Source organism: Flavobacterium sp. (assembly GCF_965284515.1).
In the GTDB taxonomy this organism is placed as follows: domain Bacteria; phylum Bacteroidota; class Bacteroidia; order Flavobacteriales; family Flavobacteriaceae; genus Flavobacterium.
In genome coordinates this window covers 1893696-1910169 of sequence record NZ_OZ260089.1, presented here as the reverse complement: position 1 = coordinate 1910169, position 16474 = coordinate 1893696, and the positions used below count along the sequence as shown (strand labels likewise).

Here is a 16474-nt window from a genome sequence, read left to right as displayed (position 1 = left end):
ATGTATAAAGATAATTTTACATATAAACATTTACCAAGTAAGGAATTACAACCTGACTATTTATTAGAATCATCTCAATTTCAGCAACCTGAAATGCTTAATTGTGTAAATCGATTGTTGGATTTTCATATTGAAAACGGAAATGGTGATAAAATCTGTATTCGTACATTCGAAGAAACATGGACTTATAATGATTTGTATGAAAAAGCCAATCAAATTGCACATGTTTTAGTTGATGATTTAGGTTTGGTTTCTGGAAATCGTGTTTTACTACGTTCAGCAAATAACCCAATGATGGTTGCATGTTGGTTTGCCATAATTAAAGCTGGAGGAATTGTCGTGGCAACTATGCCCTTACTTCGCGCGAAAGAATTGACTACTATTATAGATTGTGCTAAAATTTCAATTGCTTTATGCGATAGTGACTTAGCAGAAGAAATGAATCTAGTAGAATCAGATTATTTAAAACACAAAAGTTTCTACAGAAATAGTGATTTAGAAGATAAAATGGCCTCAAAACCAACTTCTTTTACTAATTATAACTCAAAATCGGATGATGTTGCATTAATTGGATTTACTTCTGGCACAACCGGAATTCCGAAGATGACAGCACATTTTCATAGCGATATTTTAAACATTTGCGAAGCATTTCCAAATTATTCTTTACAACCAACACCTAAAGACATATTCATTGGAAGTCCGCCGTTAGGATTTACTTTTGGATTAGGAGGCTTGGTTTTATTCCCAATGTACTTTGGTGCTTCTTCCTTTTTATTAGAAAAACCAAGTCCAGATTTACTTTTAAAAGCAATTCAAGATTTCAAAGTCACAATTTGTTTCACTGCTCCTACTGCTTGGCGTGTATTGACGACTAAAATAAATGAATATGATGTTTCAAGTCTAAGAAAATGTGTTTCTGCAGGCGAAACTTTGCCAATTGCAGTGTGGGAAGATTGGTACAATGCAACAGGTTTAAAAATTATCGATGGAATTGGAGCAACGGAATTATTGCATATTTTTATTTCTTCAAATGAAGAAAACATGAAACCTGGTGCAACTGGTTTACCAATAAACGGTTACGAAGCAAAAATAGTAGATGATAATGGTAATGAAGTATTGAGAAATACTCCTGGGAAATTGGCCGTGAAAGGAATTACAGGTTGTAAATACTTAAACAGAGAAGAAAAACAAAAAGAATACGTTCAAAACGGATGGAATATAACTGGAGACATTTTTAAACAAGATGAAAATGGTTATTTTTGGTTTGTTGCACGTGGAGATGATATGATTATTTCTTCTGGATATAATATTGCGGCTATTGAAGTGGAATCTGTACTTTTAACGCATGAATCTATTTTAGAGTGTGCTGTAGTTGGACTTCCCGATGAAAATAGAGGAATGTTAGTTTGTGCAAATATTGTTCTAAAAGACAAATCTAAAGCTTCTGACGAATTAAAACATGAAATTCAAAATTGGTTTAAAGAAACTGCAGCTCCATATAAATACCCAAGAATAATTAATTTTATGGAATATTTACCAAAAACAGAAACAGGAAAAATTCAACGATTTAAATTAAAATAAATGAGTAATTACTTTATAAAACAAGAAAAAATACGTTTCCAACATGTAGATTATGCTGGAATTGTCTTCTATCCACGATTTTTAGAAATGCTTAACTGTTTAGTTGAAGATTGGTTTGAAGAAGCTTTAGACCGACCTTTTTCTAAAATGCACGAGACAAACGGTATTCCAACCGTTGATTTAAAAGTGCAATTTAAAAAAGCAGCTCGTTTAGGAGAAATTCTAACTAAAAAACTTTGGATTAAAAACCTTGGTGGTGCTTCTATTCTTTGCGGATTTCAATTTGAAGATGAAAATGGAAAAACTTGTTTAGAAGGTGAAGTTACTTTGGTCAATGTTGCTTTCGCTGAAGATAGAAACAATATTAAAGCGGAACCTTTTAATGACGAAATGAAACAAAAAATAGAAAAATTCATAATTAAATAAATATGGAATTCAAAAAATTTAAAGCAGCAACCGTACAAACTTCACCGGTTTTCTTAAATGTTGAAAAGACTATTGATAAAGCCATTACTTTTGTAAAAGAAGCTGCAAATAACGGAGCCAAAATCATTGCCTTTCCAGAAGTTTTTGTAGCCGGTTATCCTTATTGGAACTGGATTATAACACCTGTTCAAGGAAGTAAATGGTATGAAGAATTATACAAAGCTTCAGTAGATGTAAATGGTCCAGATATTAAAAGACTTTGCTTAACTGCAAAAGACAACGATATTCAAATTGTTATTGGAATTAATGAACGTGGTAAAAGCTACGGCGAAATTTACAATACCAATTTAATTATTGACAATAAAGGAGTTATCATTGGAAAACACAGAAAGCTGGTGCCAACATGGGCTGAAAAATTGACGTGGTCTTCTGGAGATGGTTCTTCTTTAAAAGTGTACGATACAGAAGTTGGTCCAATTGGAACATTAGCATGTGGAGAAAACACAAATACTTTAGCACGCTATACTTTATTAACGCAAGGCGAATTGATTCATATTGCCAATTATATTTCACTTCCTGTTGCTCCGGCTGATTATAATATGGCGGAAGCTATTAAAATTCGTGCTGCAGCGCATTCATTTGAAGGAAAATTGTTTACAATAGTTTCGTGTTCTACCATTTCAAAAGAAATTATGGATGCATTGAAACCCGATGTTCCCAATGTAGAGGAATTGCTAACACGTAAAAATTCTGCTTTTTCTGGGTTTATTGGTCCAAATGGTGCTGTAATTGGCGAACCGTTAATTGATGAAGAAGGTATGATTTATGCAGATATTGATTTGGCTAAATGTATTCAGCCAAAGCAGATGCACGATATATTAGGACATTACAATCGTTTTGATATTTTCGATTTACGCGTAAACATTGCTCCTACAAAAAATATTACCTTTGTTAATAGTCACGAAGAATTCAATAAAAGATAATCATGAACGAAAATCAATCTGACGATCAATACGGAAGAGCTCGAGTTCAAACCACACCTGAACTAGAAGCTTATTATAAGGATTTAGAAAAGTTAGGAGCTGGAGCACTTTGGACAGTTGCCAATGATATAGAGCCTTGGGAACCAAAACCTTCTTCTATTCCAATGTTATGGAAATACGAAGATTTACGACCTTTAGTTTTAAAATCTTCTGAATTAGTTACTCCAGAACAAGCAGGAAGGCGCGTTGTTTATTTGGTAAACGATAAACGTAAAGATGTTTCAGCTGCTGTGGGTTGGTTGTATACCGGAATTCAAGTTACACGTCCAGGCGAATTTACTTCGGCACACAGACACAAAGCTTCTGCCCTACGTTTCATTATGGAAGGTTCTGGTGGATATACAGTTGTTGATGGAAATAAAATAATGCTTGAAGTCAATGATTTCGTGATTACTCCCAATTCTACTTGGCACGAACATGGTGTAGAAGAAAGCGGAAAAACATGTATATGGCAAGATGGATTAGATATTCCATTAGTAAATGCATTAGAAGCAAATGATTATGCTGTTTTTGATGGTACACAACCGTTGGTTAAACCAATCAATTATTCTCCATTATCTTATGGAGGAGCTGGTGTTGTTCCTGCAGATGTAGTTTGGGATAAACCCTACTCGCCTCTTTTTAAATATTCTTGGTCAAAAGTGTATCCAGCTTTATTAGAAGCTGCAAAAGTAAACGAGGGTTCTCCTTATGATGGAATAATCATGCAATATTCAAATCCACTTTCTGGCGGACATGTAATGCAAACTATGGGTGCTTCCATTCAATTATTGCGACCAAGCGAACACACGAAAGCACATAAACACACTGGATCATTTGTGTACCAATGTGCAAAAGGAAAAGGATACTCAATCATTAACGGAAAACGTTTTGACTGGAAAGAAAGAGATATATTCTGTGTTCCTTCATGGATGAATCATGAGCATGTAAATCTATCAGACACTGAAGATGCAGTATTATTCTCATTCAACGATTTACCTGTTATAGAAAAACTAGGTTTATACCAAGAACAGGCTTATACTGAAAACAACGGATTTCAAAAAATACAATAACAATTTCAAGAGCAAAAATCAATTCAAATAAATAAATTTGTCATCCCGAGCGCAGTCGAGGGAAAAACTTAAAAAATAATGAAACTACTTACGTATAAAACAGAAACCTCAGAACCAAGATTAGGATTTATTCACAACAAACAAGTTATTGATATGGAAGACTTTGGAGATGTATCCAATTTTCCTTTACCAAATGACATGTTAGAATTAATTGATATGGGATTTGAAGTAATTGCTGAAATAAATGATTTAATTGAAGATACTACTGAAAAACAATTGAATCAAATTAGCTATGCAATGGACGAAATTACCATTTTAGCGCCTATTCCTTACCCAAGAAAAAACATCATTGGAATTGGTTTAAATTACACAGAACACGTTGCGGAGAGCGCAAGAACATTAGATACTTCTAACGAATTACCACAGCAACCGGTAATTTTTTCAAAACCACCTACAACGGTTACAGCAACTAATACTGAAATCTTATTGAATAGAAAATTGACTAACCAATTAGATTGGGAAGTGGAATTAGCTGTTGTAATGGGAAAAAGAGGTAAATATGTTCCTAAAGCAGATGCAATGGACTATATTTTTGGTTATACCGTAATCAATGATATTTCTGCACGTGATTGTCGTCGTTCTGGACAATGGATTGTTTCTAAAGGACAAGATACTTTTGCGCCAATGGGGCCAATTTTAGTGACTAAAGACGAAATCGAAAATCCACATAATTTGAATTTATCTTTAAAAGTGAATGGTGTTGAAAAACAAAATTCTAACACACAATTTATGTTGTTCAATATCAATGATTTAATTGAAGATTTAAGTACCGTTTTTACATTAGAAGCTGGAGATATAATTGCAACTGGAACACCTGCTGGTGTTGGTGCCGGAAGAAATCCGCAAGAATGGTTAAAAGACGGTGATGAGGTTGAATGCACGGTTCAAAATATTGGAACAATTGTAAATACGGTTAAAGAGATTTAATTTTTCTGTCATCCCGAGCGCAGTCGAGGGACTTTTAATTTAGGTTATTATGAAATTCTATTATGTATATATCCTAAGATGTAGTGATGATTCATTATACACTGGAATTACAAACGACTTAGAAAGAAGAGTAAATGAGCACAATGATGGTATGTTGCCAAATGCTTATACTTATAAAAGAAGACCAGTTGTTTTAGAATTTTATCAAGAATTTACAGAGCCTAATCAAGCTATTTATTTTGAGAAGAAATTAAAAAAATGGTCAAAAGTTAAAAAGGAAGCCTTAATTAAAGATGATTTTGATTTATTACAAACATTAGCGGAATGCAGAAATGCAACACATTCAGATTATAACCCAAATAAAGTAGATTAATACTATGTCATCCCGAGCGTAGTCGTAGTTATTTATAACTAGGTCGTTAGGATGTCTTCCCGAGCGCAGTCGAGAGACAATAAAAATAAGCATTTAAATAAAAAGCCCTTCGACTGCGCTCAGGGTGACATAAAAATACATAAAAAATGAAAAAATACAGAATAGGTCAAATAGTTCCATCTTCGAATGTGACAATGGAAACCGAAATTCCAGCAATATTCCGTTCAAGGGAAACAATACTTCCAGAACGCTTTACTTTTCATAGCAGTAGAATGCGAATGAAAAAAGTAACGAAAGAAGAATTAGAAGCCATGGATGCCATGAGTCTAAAATGTGCACAAGAATTATCTGATGCACATGTAGACGTAATGGGTTATGCATGTTTAGTAGCTATTATGAGTATGGGACGCGGTTATCATTGTGTTTCGGAAGTAAATTTACATCATGAAACGGTTGCAAATGACTTCCCTACTCCTATTGTAACTTCTGCTGGAGCTTTGATTAATGGTTTAAAAGTATTAGGTGCTAAAAAAATATCCATAATTACACCATATATGCGTCCGTTAACGGATATGGTGGTAGATTATATCGAAAACCAAGGAATTGAAGTAAAAGAAAGTATTGCACTTGAAATACCAGATAATTTAGAAGTTGCAGCACAAAATCCTTTGAATTTATTAGAAATTTACAAGCAATTGGATTTGACTGGAATAGATGTTTTAGTGGTTTCAGCTTGCGTACAAATGCCTTCTTTGGAAGCAATTGATCAAATTCAGAAAGAAATAGGTATACCAGTAACTTCTGCTGCGGTTTGTACAACCTATGAAATGATGAAGAAAATTGGAATTGAAGCTAAATCAGCAATTGGTGGAGAATTACTAAGCGGAAAATATTAAATCAAACATATTTAATTATTTTTAACTAAATATTTTTTCATTAAATAAAATCAAAAAGTTATAACTATCTTAAGGAAAGTTATAGCTTTTTTTTTGTAAATTTATAAGAGCAATTTAACGCTATAAGTTAAATGAAATTTTATGGAATTTATTGATTACTACAAAGTTCTTGGCATTACTAAAAATGCAACAAGTGATGAAATAAAAAAAGCCTACAGAAAATTAGCTCGAAAATTACATCCCGATATTAATCCCAATGATAAAGATGCATCAGCAAAGTTTCAACAGCTTAACGAAGCTAATGAAGTGCTGAGCAATCCCGAAAAAAGAAAGAAATACGATAAGTATGGTAAGGATTGGGAACATGGAGAAGAACACGAAAAATACCAACAACAAAGGCAACAGCAAAATACAGGGCAACAATCGTATGGAGGTGGAAGTTTTAGTGGCGAAGATTTTTCAGATTATTTTTCTTCAATGTTTGGGAATCAAGGTGCTGGAGGAAGAACTCAAGGCAAATATCGCGGACATGATATTCAGGCGCAATTACAAATTGACATAAAAGAAGCTTATACTACTCATAAAAAAGAATTTTCGGTTAACGGAAAAAGTATTAGAATAACTGTTCCTGCCGGAATTGAAGATCAACAAACTATTAAAATAAATGGTTATGGCGGACCAGGAGTTAATAAAGGTCCGAATGGTGATTTATATATTACTTTTTCAATTTTAAATACAACTCAATTTAAACGCGTTGGAAATGATTTATTTCTTACACACGATTTAGATTTGTATTCTGCTGTTTTAGGTGGAGACGTAACAATTTCTGATTTTAACCAATCAAAATTAAAACTAAAAGTCGCACCTGGAACTCAAAACGGAACTAAAGTTCGTTTAAAAGGTAAAGGTTTTCCTGTTTACAAAAAAGAAAATCAATTTGGCGATTTATATGTAACCTATAACATTACCATTCCAACCAATCTATCAGATAAAGAAACAGAATTATTCAATGAATTAGCTAAAGCTGCCAAAAAATAAAAATATGGAAACACAAGAATTAATTATTGTAGATGTATTTTGTAAAGAATGTCAAATTGAAATCAATTTAATACATGATTTGGAAGAATTTGGACTTATTGAAACCATAGTACATCAAGAACATAAATATCTAGATAAAAATCAATTAGCTTATATTGAAAAAATAATACGTTTACATAACGATTTAAACATCAATAAAGAAGGAATTGAAATTATTTTAAACTTACAAGAAAAAGAAAATCAACTTCTTAGTGAAATCAATTACTTAAAGAATCGATTAGGTTTGTATGAATAAATTATTTTAATTCCATTTTGAATCACACCTTTTACACAAGCTTAATTCTGCATTATCAATAGTTTTAATACTTTCAACAGCATCAGTCATTACACATTTTTTATCAGGACAATGCGGTAAGCCTAAATTATGTCCAAATTCGTGAATGGTAACTTTCTTCAATCTAGTAAAATATTTTGCTTCGTTTTTATGTTTTAAACGAAAGGAAGAAATGATACAACTGTTGCCCGGACAATACGCAAGACCCATTATTCCCCAATCTTGGTATTTGTATTTAGGTTCTTTTACAGCTCCATTCTTGTCTCTTTTTGTGGTAGAAATATCCTTATTGGTTAAGCCAAGAATGAAATCATATTTTTCTAAATCGCTTCGCTGAAATTTAATGATACTGTCGGCTCTATAACGTGGTGATTTTGTAGTAATAAATGCCGATTTGTACATTTCTTTTGGTTCTAAAACTTCTACAGAAACCTTATAAAAGTCTTCAACTAATTGTGCTAAAGAATCTGTTTTAACTTGTGAAAAACCTGCATAAGGTTGTATAGCAACTGTAGTATCTTTTGATATTTTCTTTTGGCAAGAAAAACATACAACTATAAAAAGTAAAATATAGTATTTTGGCATTGATTGTATGGTTTTTTCAAATATATAGTAGAAGCGACAATATTTAACGTTTTGGCGCTTGGCGAAGAAGCGGATATCGAAGCACTTAACTGTCAACCCAGCACAAAACTTGATACGAGGTAGAATGCTCAATTAACCACTGAACCCGCTTTTTTGCCAAACGCCTGTTAGCAGCTGATGTTTTTCTTTTGTTTGTCATTTTGCATAATTTTACTTCAACATATCATTTTGTTACATCTTCTGGTTCATTCGTTATAACTATGTTTTGACCTTTAACGTGCTTATTTAAAAAGTTGATAAGTCTGAAATTAATTGCAGTATTTTGTTCATTGTTACCAAATGAGCCAGGAGCAACTGCTTGTGAATTGTATGTAAAATGATTTCCTTGTTTTACTAGCAAACCATAACTTGGACTTGGCGAATGAGTAAAGCAATAGGCTGCATAAACATTTCCTAAACCTGCTGATAGTACCTGACCATATTCTGCACCACCATAAAAATATGCAGTCGGGAAGTCAATACTTTGAAAAGTGCTTGCTTCAAAATATCTGTTTTGATTGTAAAGCCAGTTTAATTCTCCCATTGAAAAAAAGAACATTGCTTTTGGATAAAATCCTTCATTCCTAACTTTCATTACTGTCCATCCACCCATAGAGTGTCCGCCCAATATTATTTTAGATTTGTCAACTTTGAAACTTGAAGTATTAACGAAATCAATAACCGATTGCAATTCGGAAACTCGATATCCAAAGTTTTCTCCATTTCCGAAGGGATTGTTGTCTAGGTAATCGAGTGCTTCATCTAATGTACCGTTTGATTGACCTTGAATTCTCACCGACATAACTGCATCGCTATGGTCTGGTGCAAAAACATAAAATCCTGCACGAGCAAGTGCTTCGCAAATTTCAACAGAGCCTATGCCACCACCAGAAAATCCGTGTGAAAAAATAATTGCAGGATGATTTTCATTTATTTCTGAACCATTATTTGAAACCTTTCCCTTTACGATTAAACCTGATGATGCCGTATTATAGTTATAATTATTTTCTTCATCAAGAGTAGGATACCATATTGCAACCATAATACTGTCTTGCGCATTTTTTGGAATTTTGACATATTTATAACCAGCATTAAGTTCTAAAGATGGGTCGGCTATGCTGTTCTCGTCTTTGTTACAAGCCAGCAAAGAGAGACTAATTAGTATTAAAATAAATAAACTTAAGTTCTTTAATATCATTTCTAAGGTTTCTGTTTTATATTCTTTTTTCATTGTCATTTTTTTTATTCAACTATTTCTCGAATTCTCCTGTCGTCTTTTACATTTGCTGCTAACTTCTGTATACCCGCTATTAAGAAGGTAAACATATATTTTTTCAAATTTAATAAAAAAGTATTCCAAATACTTACAAAACACCTATTTTAAGCTATGTTTTCAACAAATACTAAATATTAAGCAATAAAAAAAGAGCTTCCTAATGGGAAACTCTTTTTATTATTCATTAAAAACTATTCTCGATACACTTTTTGTTCCGTTTTACTTCACAAAAAGCACTCGAATGGACGTTATTAATACGCCAATAGTTCTTTTAATTGCTCTTCAAAACGAACTTTAGGTAAATATTGGTCTTCTAATGCTTTTACAAATGGAATAGCCGTTTCTAAACTTCCTACTCTTCTTACTGGTGCATCTAAATGTTCAAAACAGTTTTCCATAATCATTGCAGAGATATCACTTGCCACACCACCAAATAAGGTATCTTCTGTTAAAATAATTACTTTATTGGTTTTCTTTACAGAAGCGTAAATAGTTTCAACATCTAAAGGCTGTAAGGTTCTTAAATCGATTAAATCTGCTGAAATTTCAGGGTTTTTATTCAATGTATCTAAAGCCCAGTGTATTCCTGCTCCAAACGAAATAATCGTTACTTTATTTCCTTCTTTAATTAAAGAGGCTTTTCCAAAAGGAATCGTATAGTAATCTACAGGAACATCTTGGTAAATGCTTCTGTATAATTGTTTGTGTTCAAAGAACATAACAGGGTTTGGATCGTTAATTGCTGTATTCAACAAACCTTTTGCATCATATGGAAAGGCAGGATAAACTACTTTTAAACCTGGTGTTTTGGTAAACCAAGCTTCGTTTGTTTGCGAATGGAAAGGTCCTGCTTGAGTTCCTCCACCACATGGCATACGCACAACTACATCGGCTTTTTCATTCCAACGGTAGTGTTGTTTTGCTAATAAGTTGACAATTGGGTTAAATCCTGTAGAAACGAAATCTCCAAATTGCATTTCCATAATGGCTTTATGACCGTTAATAGAAAGTCCGTTTGCAGCAGAAACTACAGCACTTTCACAAATTGGCGTATTACGAACTCTTTCTTTTCCAAAAGCATCTACAAAACCATCTGTAATTTTAAATGCACCACCATATTCGGCAATATCTTGTCCCATAATAACTAAGTTATCATGGCGTTCCATCGATTGTCTTAATGCATTAGAAATAGCATCAACTACACGTATGTTTTCAACTTCTTTAGAATGTGTAAACTCTTCAAAATCATAAGGTTCATACATGTCATTTAACTCTTCAGTTAAATCAGCAACAACATCTGGTTCACCTTGTGTAATTGCCCAATGTTCGTCTATTTCTGCTTTAATTGCTGCTCTGTATTGCGTATCTGTTTCGTCGTTTAAAACGTTAGTTCTAAGTAAGAATTCTTTAAAGTTTTCAATAGGATCTTTTTCAGCCCACATGTCCATTAACTCTTGCGGAACATATTTTGTACCACTCGCCTCTTCGTGTCCTCGCATTCTAAACGTTTTAAACTCTAGTAAAACCGGACGAGGATTATCAACCATAGAAGCTTTTAATTTAGAAATTAAGTTTACTACTTCTAATATATTGTTTCCATCAACTATATGGCTTTCCATACCAAAACCTACACCTTTATCGGCAAGGTTTTCACAACGATATTGTTCGTTTGTAGGAGTTGAAAGTCCATAACCATTGTTTTCAATTACAAATAACACAGGTAAATCCCATACTGCAGCAATATTTAAGGCTTCATGAAAATCTCCTTCTGAAGTTGCTCCTTCACCAGTAAACACTGCGGTTACTTTTCCGTTTTTCTTTAATTTATTGGCTAAAGCAATTCCGTCTGCAGCACCTAATTGCGGACCTAAATGCGATATCATTCCAACCAATTTAAACTCTTGTGTTCCAAAGTGAAAACTTCTGTCTCTACCTTTTGTAAATCCAGTCTTTTTTCCTTGCCATTGCGAAAATAAACGGTGTAAAGGAATCTCTCTTGTTGTAAATACACCTAAGTTACGGTGCATTGGTAAAATGTACTCATCTTTATCTAAAACCGAAGTAATACCAACTGATATAGCTTCTTGCCCTATTCCAGAAAACCATTTTGAAACTTTACCTTGACGTAAAAGAATCAACATTTTTTCTTCAATAAGCCTTGGCTTTAATAATTTCTTGTATAAATCTAATAACTGTTCGTTTGTTAAATCTTGTCTGTCAAAATTCATAAAAATGAGTGCTTTTAATTTGGTACCAAATGTATGAAAAATAACATTTTCAAAGCGTATTGTTATAAAAAAAATATCAATAAATATAAACAGCTTTAAACTAGATTTTTATAATGTTAACAACTTTCATATTTTCAATTAAAAATATTTAATTACTTTTGTTCTAAGTAGGTATTAAACCTATTGTAAGTTATTAACAAAATGTAATATAATGCAAAAAATTCCTAGTGTTGACTTACGTGATTTCCTGTCGGATGATCCGGCACGTAAACAAAAATTTGTAAATGAAATCGGAAAAGCCTACGAAGAAATTGGTTTCGTAGCATTAAAAGGTCATTTTTTAGATGACAAGTTAGTTGAAGATTTGTATAGTGAAGTTAGAAATTTCTTCAATTTACCATTAGAGACTAAAGAAAAGTATGAAATTCCTGGTATTGGCGGACAAAGAGGTTACGTTTCTTTTGGTAAAGAACATGCCAAAGGTCGTTCTGCTGGAGATTTAAAAGAGTTTTGGCACTTTGGACAATATGTTTCAGAAGGTTCAAAATACGCTGGAGAATACCCAGATAATGTTGAAGTAAAAGAATTGCCTAAATTTAATTCGGTAGGTAAAGAAGCCTATCAATTGATTGAAAAAACCGGTGTTTATGTTTTAAGAGCATTGGCCATTCATATTGGTTTAGATGAATTCTACTTTGATAAATTTATTAAAGACGGAAATAGTATTTTACGTCCTATTCACTACCCACCTATCACTGATGAACCAAAAGAAGGTGCCGTAAGAGCTGCTGCTCATGGTGACATTAACCTGATTACTTTATTAATGGGTGCTCAAGGAAAAGGATTACAGGTGCAAAACCATAACGGTGATTGGATTGATGCTATTGCAGAACCGGATGAAATGATGATTAATGTTGGTGATATGTTATCTAGACATACGAACAACAAATTAAAATCTACGATTCACCAAGTGGTTAACCCACCAAGAGAATTATGGGGAACATCACGTTTTTCGATTCCATTTTTCATGCATCCAGTTAGCGACATGTCGTTAAACTGTCTACCAGAATGTATTGATAAAAATAATCCAAAAGGATTTGAAGACATTACAGCAGGTGAATTTTTACATGAAAGATTAGTAGAATTAGGATTGATTAAAAAATAAATTTAATTTTATAATATAAAGAAAAGACATTGAGTTTATCTTGATGTCTTTTTGCTTTTTAGTGTTGAACACAGATTAAATAAATAATATACGCCAAATAGGACGCGGATAAAACGGATTTACTTCGTAAAACGCAGATTTTAATAATTATTATATGCACTTATTACATAATGAATTAACATCGTTAATTTTAAAAACATTCTACGACGTTTATAATGAACTAGGCTATGGCTTTCTTGAAAAAGTTTACCAAAACGCTCTACTCATTGAATTAAAGAATAAAGGATTAGAAGTAACTTCTAATGAAAAGATTAAAGTTTATTATAAAGGGGAAAACGTAGGAGATTATTATGCAGATATTATTGTAAACAATACCGTAATACTAGAATTAAAAGCAGCCGAATGTATAGTAGAAGCATTCGAAAATCAACTTCTCAACTATTTGAGAGGTACAGACTGTGAAGTAGGATTATTATTGAATTTTGGAAAAAAGCCAGAATTTAGAAGAAAAGTATTTGAAAATAAAAGAAAACTAAGAAAAAATCAATATTAATTAGCGTTTCGCGTAAGCAAATCTGTTAAATCAGCGTTCAAATAACATTTTACATTAAAGAAAATATTTGAAAACAATAAAAAAATCAGTATTAATAAGCGTTTCGCGTAAGCGAATCTGTTAAATCAGCGTTCAATAAAAATATGGACTTAAGCGAACAATTAAAAAAACTCTTTCCAGATCATGAACCTTCAACTGAACCTGAAATAGTTAATGATGCTGAACACGAATTATTCGTTCAAAAAGAACCTATGATTTGTAAATATGAAAAGAGAAAAGGAAAACCAACCACTATTATTTCTGGCTACGAAGGCGAAGATGAAGATTTTAAACTTTTAGCCAAAGAAATCAAAAGCAAATTAGCTGTTGGCGGAAGTTTTAAAGAAGGTGAAATCATCATTCAAGGAGATTATAGAGATAAAATAATGAAAATTCTTCAAGATAAAGGTTTTAAAACCAAGCGTGTTGGAGGATAAGAATAATTAAAATAAATAAAAATGATTAAATCATCAGAATTAATATTAAATCCAGATGGAAGTGTTTACCATTTGAATTTAAAACCAGAAAACATTGCACATGATATTATCTTTGTAGGAGATCAAAATCGTGTAGAAAAAATAACTAAACATTTTGATTCTATTGAATTTTCTACTCAAAAAAGAGAATTCAAAACTCAAACAGGTATGTACAAAGGCAAAAGAATGTCAGTCATGTCAACCGGAATTGGTCCAGACAATATCGATATAGTAATGAACGAATTAGATGCTTTAGTTAATATCGACTTAGAGACGCGTAAACCAAAGCAAAACTTAACATCGTTAAACATTATTCGTATTGGTACTTCAGGTTCTTTGCAAGCAGATATTCCTTGCGATAGCTTTGTAATGAGTCAATACGGATTAGGTTTAGATAACATGCTTCGCTCCTATTTAATTGATGATATTTCTGAAATTGAAATTGAAGATGCATTCATTAATCAAACCAATTGGGATTTAAGAAAAGGACGTCCTTATGTAATTAAAGGAAGTGAAAAGTTAGAAAAAATATTTGAAAGCGATAAAATTTACAAAGGTTTTACAGGAACCGCTGGAGGTTTTTATGGACCACAAGGAAGAGTATTGCGTTTAGAAATTCAAGACAATGATTTGAATAGAAAAATGGACAGTTTTAACTATAAAGGAACAAAAATGACCAATTTAGAAATGGAAACTGGAGCCATTTATGGTTTAGGAAAATTACTAGGTCACGAATGTTTATCTTTAAATGCCATTATTGCTAACAGAGCAACAGGAAATTTTAGCGCTGATCCATACAAAGCTGTTGATGAATTAATTGCTTATGCTTTAGATAAATTAGCTGAATAAAAGTAAAAATTTAGATCTAAGAAACTGATATAATTTTAAAATCTCCAATTTCATTAATCTGTTTTCTAAATAAAATAACAATGGATAAATCCTCAAAAAATTTACTAAACTCTGAAAAAGAGCAATTGTTAAAACTTCAAAACATTGTAAAACAAACGTTTGAAGAAGAGAAACTAATGGTTGATAATTTATTACATCAACCAGAAGAAGTAATAACAAAAGGTCAAAAAATATCTGATAAAGTAGCTAGTTTTGGAGGAAGTTGGAAATTTATAATATTATTTGCAATTATTTTATTTATATGGATTCTATTCAATACTGTTGCCATACTATCTTTACGATTTGACCCTTATCCTTTCATTTTAATGAATTTGATTTTATCGTGTATTGCCGCTCTTCAAGCGCCAATTATTATGATGAGCCAAAACCGTCAGGAAGAAAAAGACAGGAAACGAAGCGAAAATGATTATTTAATTAATTTAAAAGCTGAATTAGAATTAAGAAGTTTACATCAAAAAGTTGATTTATTACTAGAAGAACAAATTCAAATGCTAATAAAAAGTCAAGCTGAACAACTTGAAATGTTGAAAAAATTGCAAAAAAAATTAGATTCAAAATAAATGAAATTTAGAATTGCCAGACATACAAATGATTTAGAAAAAATAAAAACCTTTTACAATAAAGTTTTAGGTTTTGAAGTCTTAGGTAGTTTTGAAAACCACAATTTATATGATGGATTTTTCATAGGAAAACCTAATACAGATTGGCATTTAGAGTTTACAACATCAAATGAAGTTGTTGAGTTTAATTATAATGAAGATGATATTATTGTATTTTATCCTGAAAAAATAAACGAATACAATCAATTACTTGAAAATATTCAGAAACAAAATATTTCAATCATTAAAGCAAAAAATCCTTATTGGAATGAAAACGGAAAAATGATTTTAGATCCAGATGGTTATCGAGTTATAATATCAAATTTAAAATGCAGATAAATGAATTTAATCCTTGAAACAGATAGACTTATAATGCGAGAAATGCGTCATGAAGATGCAGAAGCTTTATTTGAAATGGATTCTAATCCAAATGTTCATAAATACCTTTGGAACAAACCATTTACAACTATTGAAGAAATTCATAATTATATTGAAATGGTTCGTAGTCAGTATGAAAGAAATAATATTGGACGTTTCTCAACTATTCTTAAAGAAACTGGAGAGTTAATTGGCTGGACAGGAATTAAATATATCGATGATCACATAGAAAACGGAAACACTAATTTCTATGATTACGGTTATCGATTAAATGAAAAATTTTGGAATAAAGGTTATGCATCTGAAGCATCAAAAGCTTGGATAGAACATGGTTTTAATAAGATGCATATTGACGTAATGAATGCTTATACGCATGCAGAAAACGGTGCTTCTAATCATGTTTTGAGTAAATGTGGTATGAAATTCATGGAAGATTATATAGATGAACACGGAGCTCCATGGAAATGGTGGCAAATGAAAAACACAAGAAAATAAGT

General features: G+C 32.0%; 19 protein-coding genes. 16 read left to right on the top strand and 3 right to left on the bottom strand.

Translation table 11 applies throughout. The features are described from left to right. The 9 genes from ACQ65T_RS08780 (at nucleotide 1) to ACQ65T_RS08740 (ending at nucleotide 7691) form a co-directional block, all read left to right on the top strand. Nucleotides 1-1581: an AMP-binding protein gene (locus tag ACQ65T_RS08780; RefSeq protein ID WP_430400703.1), complete on the top strand. Its 1581-nt coding sequence runs from the start codon at nucleotides 1-3 to the stop codon at nucleotides 1579-1581. Then, nucleotides 1582-2007 carry an acyl-CoA thioesterase gene (locus tag ACQ65T_RS08775; protein WP_430400702.1) on the top strand — a complete coding sequence of 142 codons (426 nt, stop codon included), beginning with the start codon at nucleotides 1582-1584 and terminating at the stop codon, nucleotides 2005-2007. A 2-nt stretch (nucleotides 2008-2009) separates the two neighbouring features. Further along, nucleotides 2010-2990: a carbon-nitrogen hydrolase family protein gene (locus tag ACQ65T_RS08770; RefSeq protein WP_430400701.1), complete on the top strand. Its 981-nt coding sequence runs from the start codon at nucleotides 2010-2012 to the stop codon at nucleotides 2988-2990. 2 nt (nucleotides 2991-2992) lie between these two features. Continuing rightward, nucleotides 2993-4102 carry a cupin domain-containing protein gene (locus ACQ65T_RS08765; RefSeq protein ID WP_430400700.1) on the top strand — a complete coding sequence of 370 codons (1110 nt, stop codon included), beginning with the start codon at nucleotides 2993-2995 and terminating at the stop codon, nucleotides 4100-4102. A gap of 78 nt (nucleotides 4103-4180) precedes the next feature. Continuing rightward, entirely contained in the window at nucleotides 4181-5089 is a 909-nt protein-coding gene (locus ACQ65T_RS08760) for a fumarylacetoacetate hydrolase family protein (protein ID WP_430400699.1), read from the top strand. A gap of 49 nt (nucleotides 5090-5138) precedes the next feature. After that, nucleotides 5139-5462: a GIY-YIG nuclease family protein gene (locus tag ACQ65T_RS08755; RefSeq protein WP_430400698.1), complete on the top strand. Its 324-nt coding sequence runs from the start codon at nucleotides 5139-5141 to the stop codon at nucleotides 5460-5462. Between the two features lie 146 nt (nucleotides 5463-5608). Next, nucleotides 5609-6358 carry a maleate cis-trans isomerase family protein gene (locus ACQ65T_RS08750; protein WP_430400697.1) on the top strand — a complete coding sequence of 250 codons (750 nt, stop codon included), beginning with the start codon at nucleotides 5609-5611 and terminating at the stop codon, nucleotides 6356-6358. A 141-nt stretch (nucleotides 6359-6499) separates the two neighbouring features. Continuing rightward, nucleotides 6500-7396, top strand: coding sequence for a DnaJ C-terminal domain-containing protein (locus ACQ65T_RS08745; protein WP_430400696.1), 897 nt, complete (start codon nucleotides 6500-6502; stop codon nucleotides 7394-7396). Nucleotides 7397-7400: 4 nt separating this feature from the next. Further along, a complete protein-coding gene (locus ACQ65T_RS08740; protein WP_264558690.1) occupies nucleotides 7401-7691 on the top strand; it encodes a chaperone modulator CbpM in 291 nt (96 codons plus the stop codon). Between the two features lie 6 nt (nucleotides 7692-7697). Here the strand turns inward: ACQ65T_RS08740 and ACQ65T_RS08735 are convergent, their stop codons facing one another. From ACQ65T_RS08735 to ACQ65T_RS08725, 3 genes are all read right to left on the bottom strand, one after another. Next, nucleotides 7698-8315: a matrixin family metalloprotease gene (locus ACQ65T_RS08735; RefSeq protein WP_430400695.1), complete on the bottom strand. Its 618-nt coding sequence runs from the start codon at nucleotides 8313-8315 to the stop codon at nucleotides 7698-7700. A 223-nt stretch (nucleotides 8316-8538) separates the two neighbouring features. Then, nucleotides 8539-9585, bottom strand: a complete 1047-nt coding sequence (locus ACQ65T_RS08730; protein WP_430400694.1) for a hypothetical protein — start codon at nucleotides 9583-9585, stop codon at nucleotides 8539-8541. A 296-nt stretch (nucleotides 9586-9881) separates the two neighbouring features. After that, entirely contained in the window at nucleotides 9882-11858 is a 1977-nt protein-coding gene (locus ACQ65T_RS08725; RefSeq protein ID WP_430400693.1) for an alpha-ketoacid dehydrogenase subunit alpha/beta, read from the bottom strand. Between the two features lie 211 nt (nucleotides 11859-12069). Between ACQ65T_RS08725 and ACQ65T_RS08720 the strand changes: the two genes are divergently transcribed. The 7 genes from ACQ65T_RS08720 (at nucleotide 12070) to ACQ65T_RS08690 (ending at nucleotide 16472) form a co-directional block, all read left to right on the top strand. Then, nucleotides 12070-13023 carry an isopenicillin N synthase family dioxygenase gene (locus tag ACQ65T_RS08720; protein WP_430400692.1) on the top strand — a complete coding sequence of 318 codons (954 nt, stop codon included), beginning with the start codon at nucleotides 12070-12072 and terminating at the stop codon, nucleotides 13021-13023. Nucleotides 13024-13177: 154 nt separating this feature from the next. Next, on the top strand, nucleotides 13178-13576 hold the full coding sequence (locus tag ACQ65T_RS08715) for a GxxExxY protein (RefSeq protein WP_430400691.1): 399 nt from the start codon (nucleotides 13178-13180) through the stop codon (nucleotides 13574-13576). A 143-nt stretch (nucleotides 13577-13719) separates the two neighbouring features. Next, nucleotides 13720-14052, top strand: coding sequence for a translation initiation factor (locus ACQ65T_RS08710; RefSeq protein WP_430400690.1), 333 nt, complete (start codon nucleotides 13720-13722; stop codon nucleotides 14050-14052). A 21-nt stretch (nucleotides 14053-14073) separates the two neighbouring features. Next, the gene (locus tag ACQ65T_RS08705; protein WP_430400689.1) at nucleotides 14074-14940 is read left to right on the top strand and encodes a nucleoside phosphorylase; all 867 of its coding nucleotides are present in this window, start codon (nucleotides 14074-14076) and stop codon (nucleotides 14938-14940) included. A gap of 80 nt (nucleotides 14941-15020) precedes the next feature. Beyond that, nucleotides 15021-15560, top strand: coding sequence for a DUF1003 domain-containing protein (locus ACQ65T_RS08700; protein ID WP_264558682.1), 540 nt, complete (start codon nucleotides 15021-15023; stop codon nucleotides 15558-15560). After that, nucleotides 15561-15938, top strand: coding sequence for a VOC family protein (locus tag ACQ65T_RS08695; protein WP_430400688.1), 378 nt, complete (start codon nucleotides 15561-15563; stop codon nucleotides 15936-15938). Next, the gene (locus ACQ65T_RS08690; protein WP_430400687.1) at nucleotides 15939-16472 is read left to right on the top strand and encodes a GNAT family N-acetyltransferase; all 534 of its coding nucleotides are present in this window, start codon (nucleotides 15939-15941) and stop codon (nucleotides 16470-16472) included. Nucleotides 16473-16474 lie beyond the last annotated feature (2 nt).

Excerpts from the sequence above, each read along its gene's own strand:
- ACQ65T_RS08780 (WP_430400703.1), top strand. The coding sequence starts at position 1 with ATGTATAAAGATAATTTTACATATAAACATTTACCAAGTAAGGAATTA.
- ACQ65T_RS08775 (WP_430400702.1), top strand. The coding sequence starts at position 1,582 with ATGAGTAATTACTTTATAAAACAAGAAAAAATACGTTTCCAACATGTA.
- ACQ65T_RS08770 (WP_430400701.1), top strand. The coding sequence starts at position 2,010 with ATGGAATTCAAAAAATTTAAAGCAGCAACCGTACAAACTTCACCGGTT.
- ACQ65T_RS08765 (WP_430400700.1), top strand. The coding sequence starts at position 2,993 with ATGAACGAAAATCAATCTGACGATCAATACGGAAGAGCTCGAGTTCAA.
- ACQ65T_RS08760 (WP_430400699.1), top strand. The coding sequence starts at position 4,181 with ATGAAACTACTTACGTATAAAACAGAAACCTCAGAACCAAGATTAGGA.
- ACQ65T_RS08755 (WP_430400698.1), top strand. The coding sequence starts at position 5,139 with ATGAAATTCTATTATGTATATATCCTAAGATGTAGTGATGATTCATTA.
- ACQ65T_RS08750 (WP_430400697.1), top strand. The coding sequence starts at position 5,609 with ATGAAAAAATACAGAATAGGTCAAATAGTTCCATCTTCGAATGTGACA.
- ACQ65T_RS08745 (WP_430400696.1), top strand. The coding sequence starts at position 6,500 with ATGGAATTTATTGATTACTACAAAGTTCTTGGCATTACTAAAAATGCA.
- ACQ65T_RS08740 (WP_264558690.1), top strand. The coding sequence starts at position 7,401 with ATGGAAACACAAGAATTAATTATTGTAGATGTATTTTGTAAAGAATGT.
- ACQ65T_RS08735 (WP_430400695.1), bottom strand. The coding sequence starts at position 8,315 with ATGCCAAAATACTATATTTTACTTTTTATAGTTGTATGTTTTTCTTGC.
- ACQ65T_RS08730 (WP_430400694.1), bottom strand. The coding sequence starts at position 9,585 with ATGAAAAAAGAATATAAAACAGAAACCTTAGAAATGATATTAAAGAAC.
- ACQ65T_RS08725 (WP_430400693.1), bottom strand. The coding sequence starts at position 11,858 with ATGAATTTTGACAGACAAGATTTAACAAACGAACAGTTATTAGATTTA.
- ACQ65T_RS08720 (WP_430400692.1), top strand. The coding sequence starts at position 12,070 with ATGCAAAAAATTCCTAGTGTTGACTTACGTGATTTCCTGTCGGATGAT.
- ACQ65T_RS08715 (WP_430400691.1), top strand. The coding sequence starts at position 13,178 with ATGCACTTATTACATAATGAATTAACATCGTTAATTTTAAAAACATTC.
- ACQ65T_RS08710 (WP_430400690.1), top strand. The coding sequence starts at position 13,720 with ATGGACTTAAGCGAACAATTAAAAAAACTCTTTCCAGATCATGAACCT.
- ACQ65T_RS08705 (WP_430400689.1), top strand. The coding sequence starts at position 14,074 with ATGATTAAATCATCAGAATTAATATTAAATCCAGATGGAAGTGTTTAC.
- ACQ65T_RS08700 (WP_264558682.1), top strand. The coding sequence starts at position 15,021 with ATGGATAAATCCTCAAAAAATTTACTAAACTCTGAAAAAGAGCAATTG.
- ACQ65T_RS08695 (WP_430400688.1), top strand. The coding sequence starts at position 15,561 with ATGAAATTTAGAATTGCCAGACATACAAATGATTTAGAAAAAATAAAA.
- ACQ65T_RS08690 (WP_430400687.1), top strand. The coding sequence starts at position 15,939 with ATGAATTTAATCCTTGAAACAGATAGACTTATAATGCGAGAAATGCGT.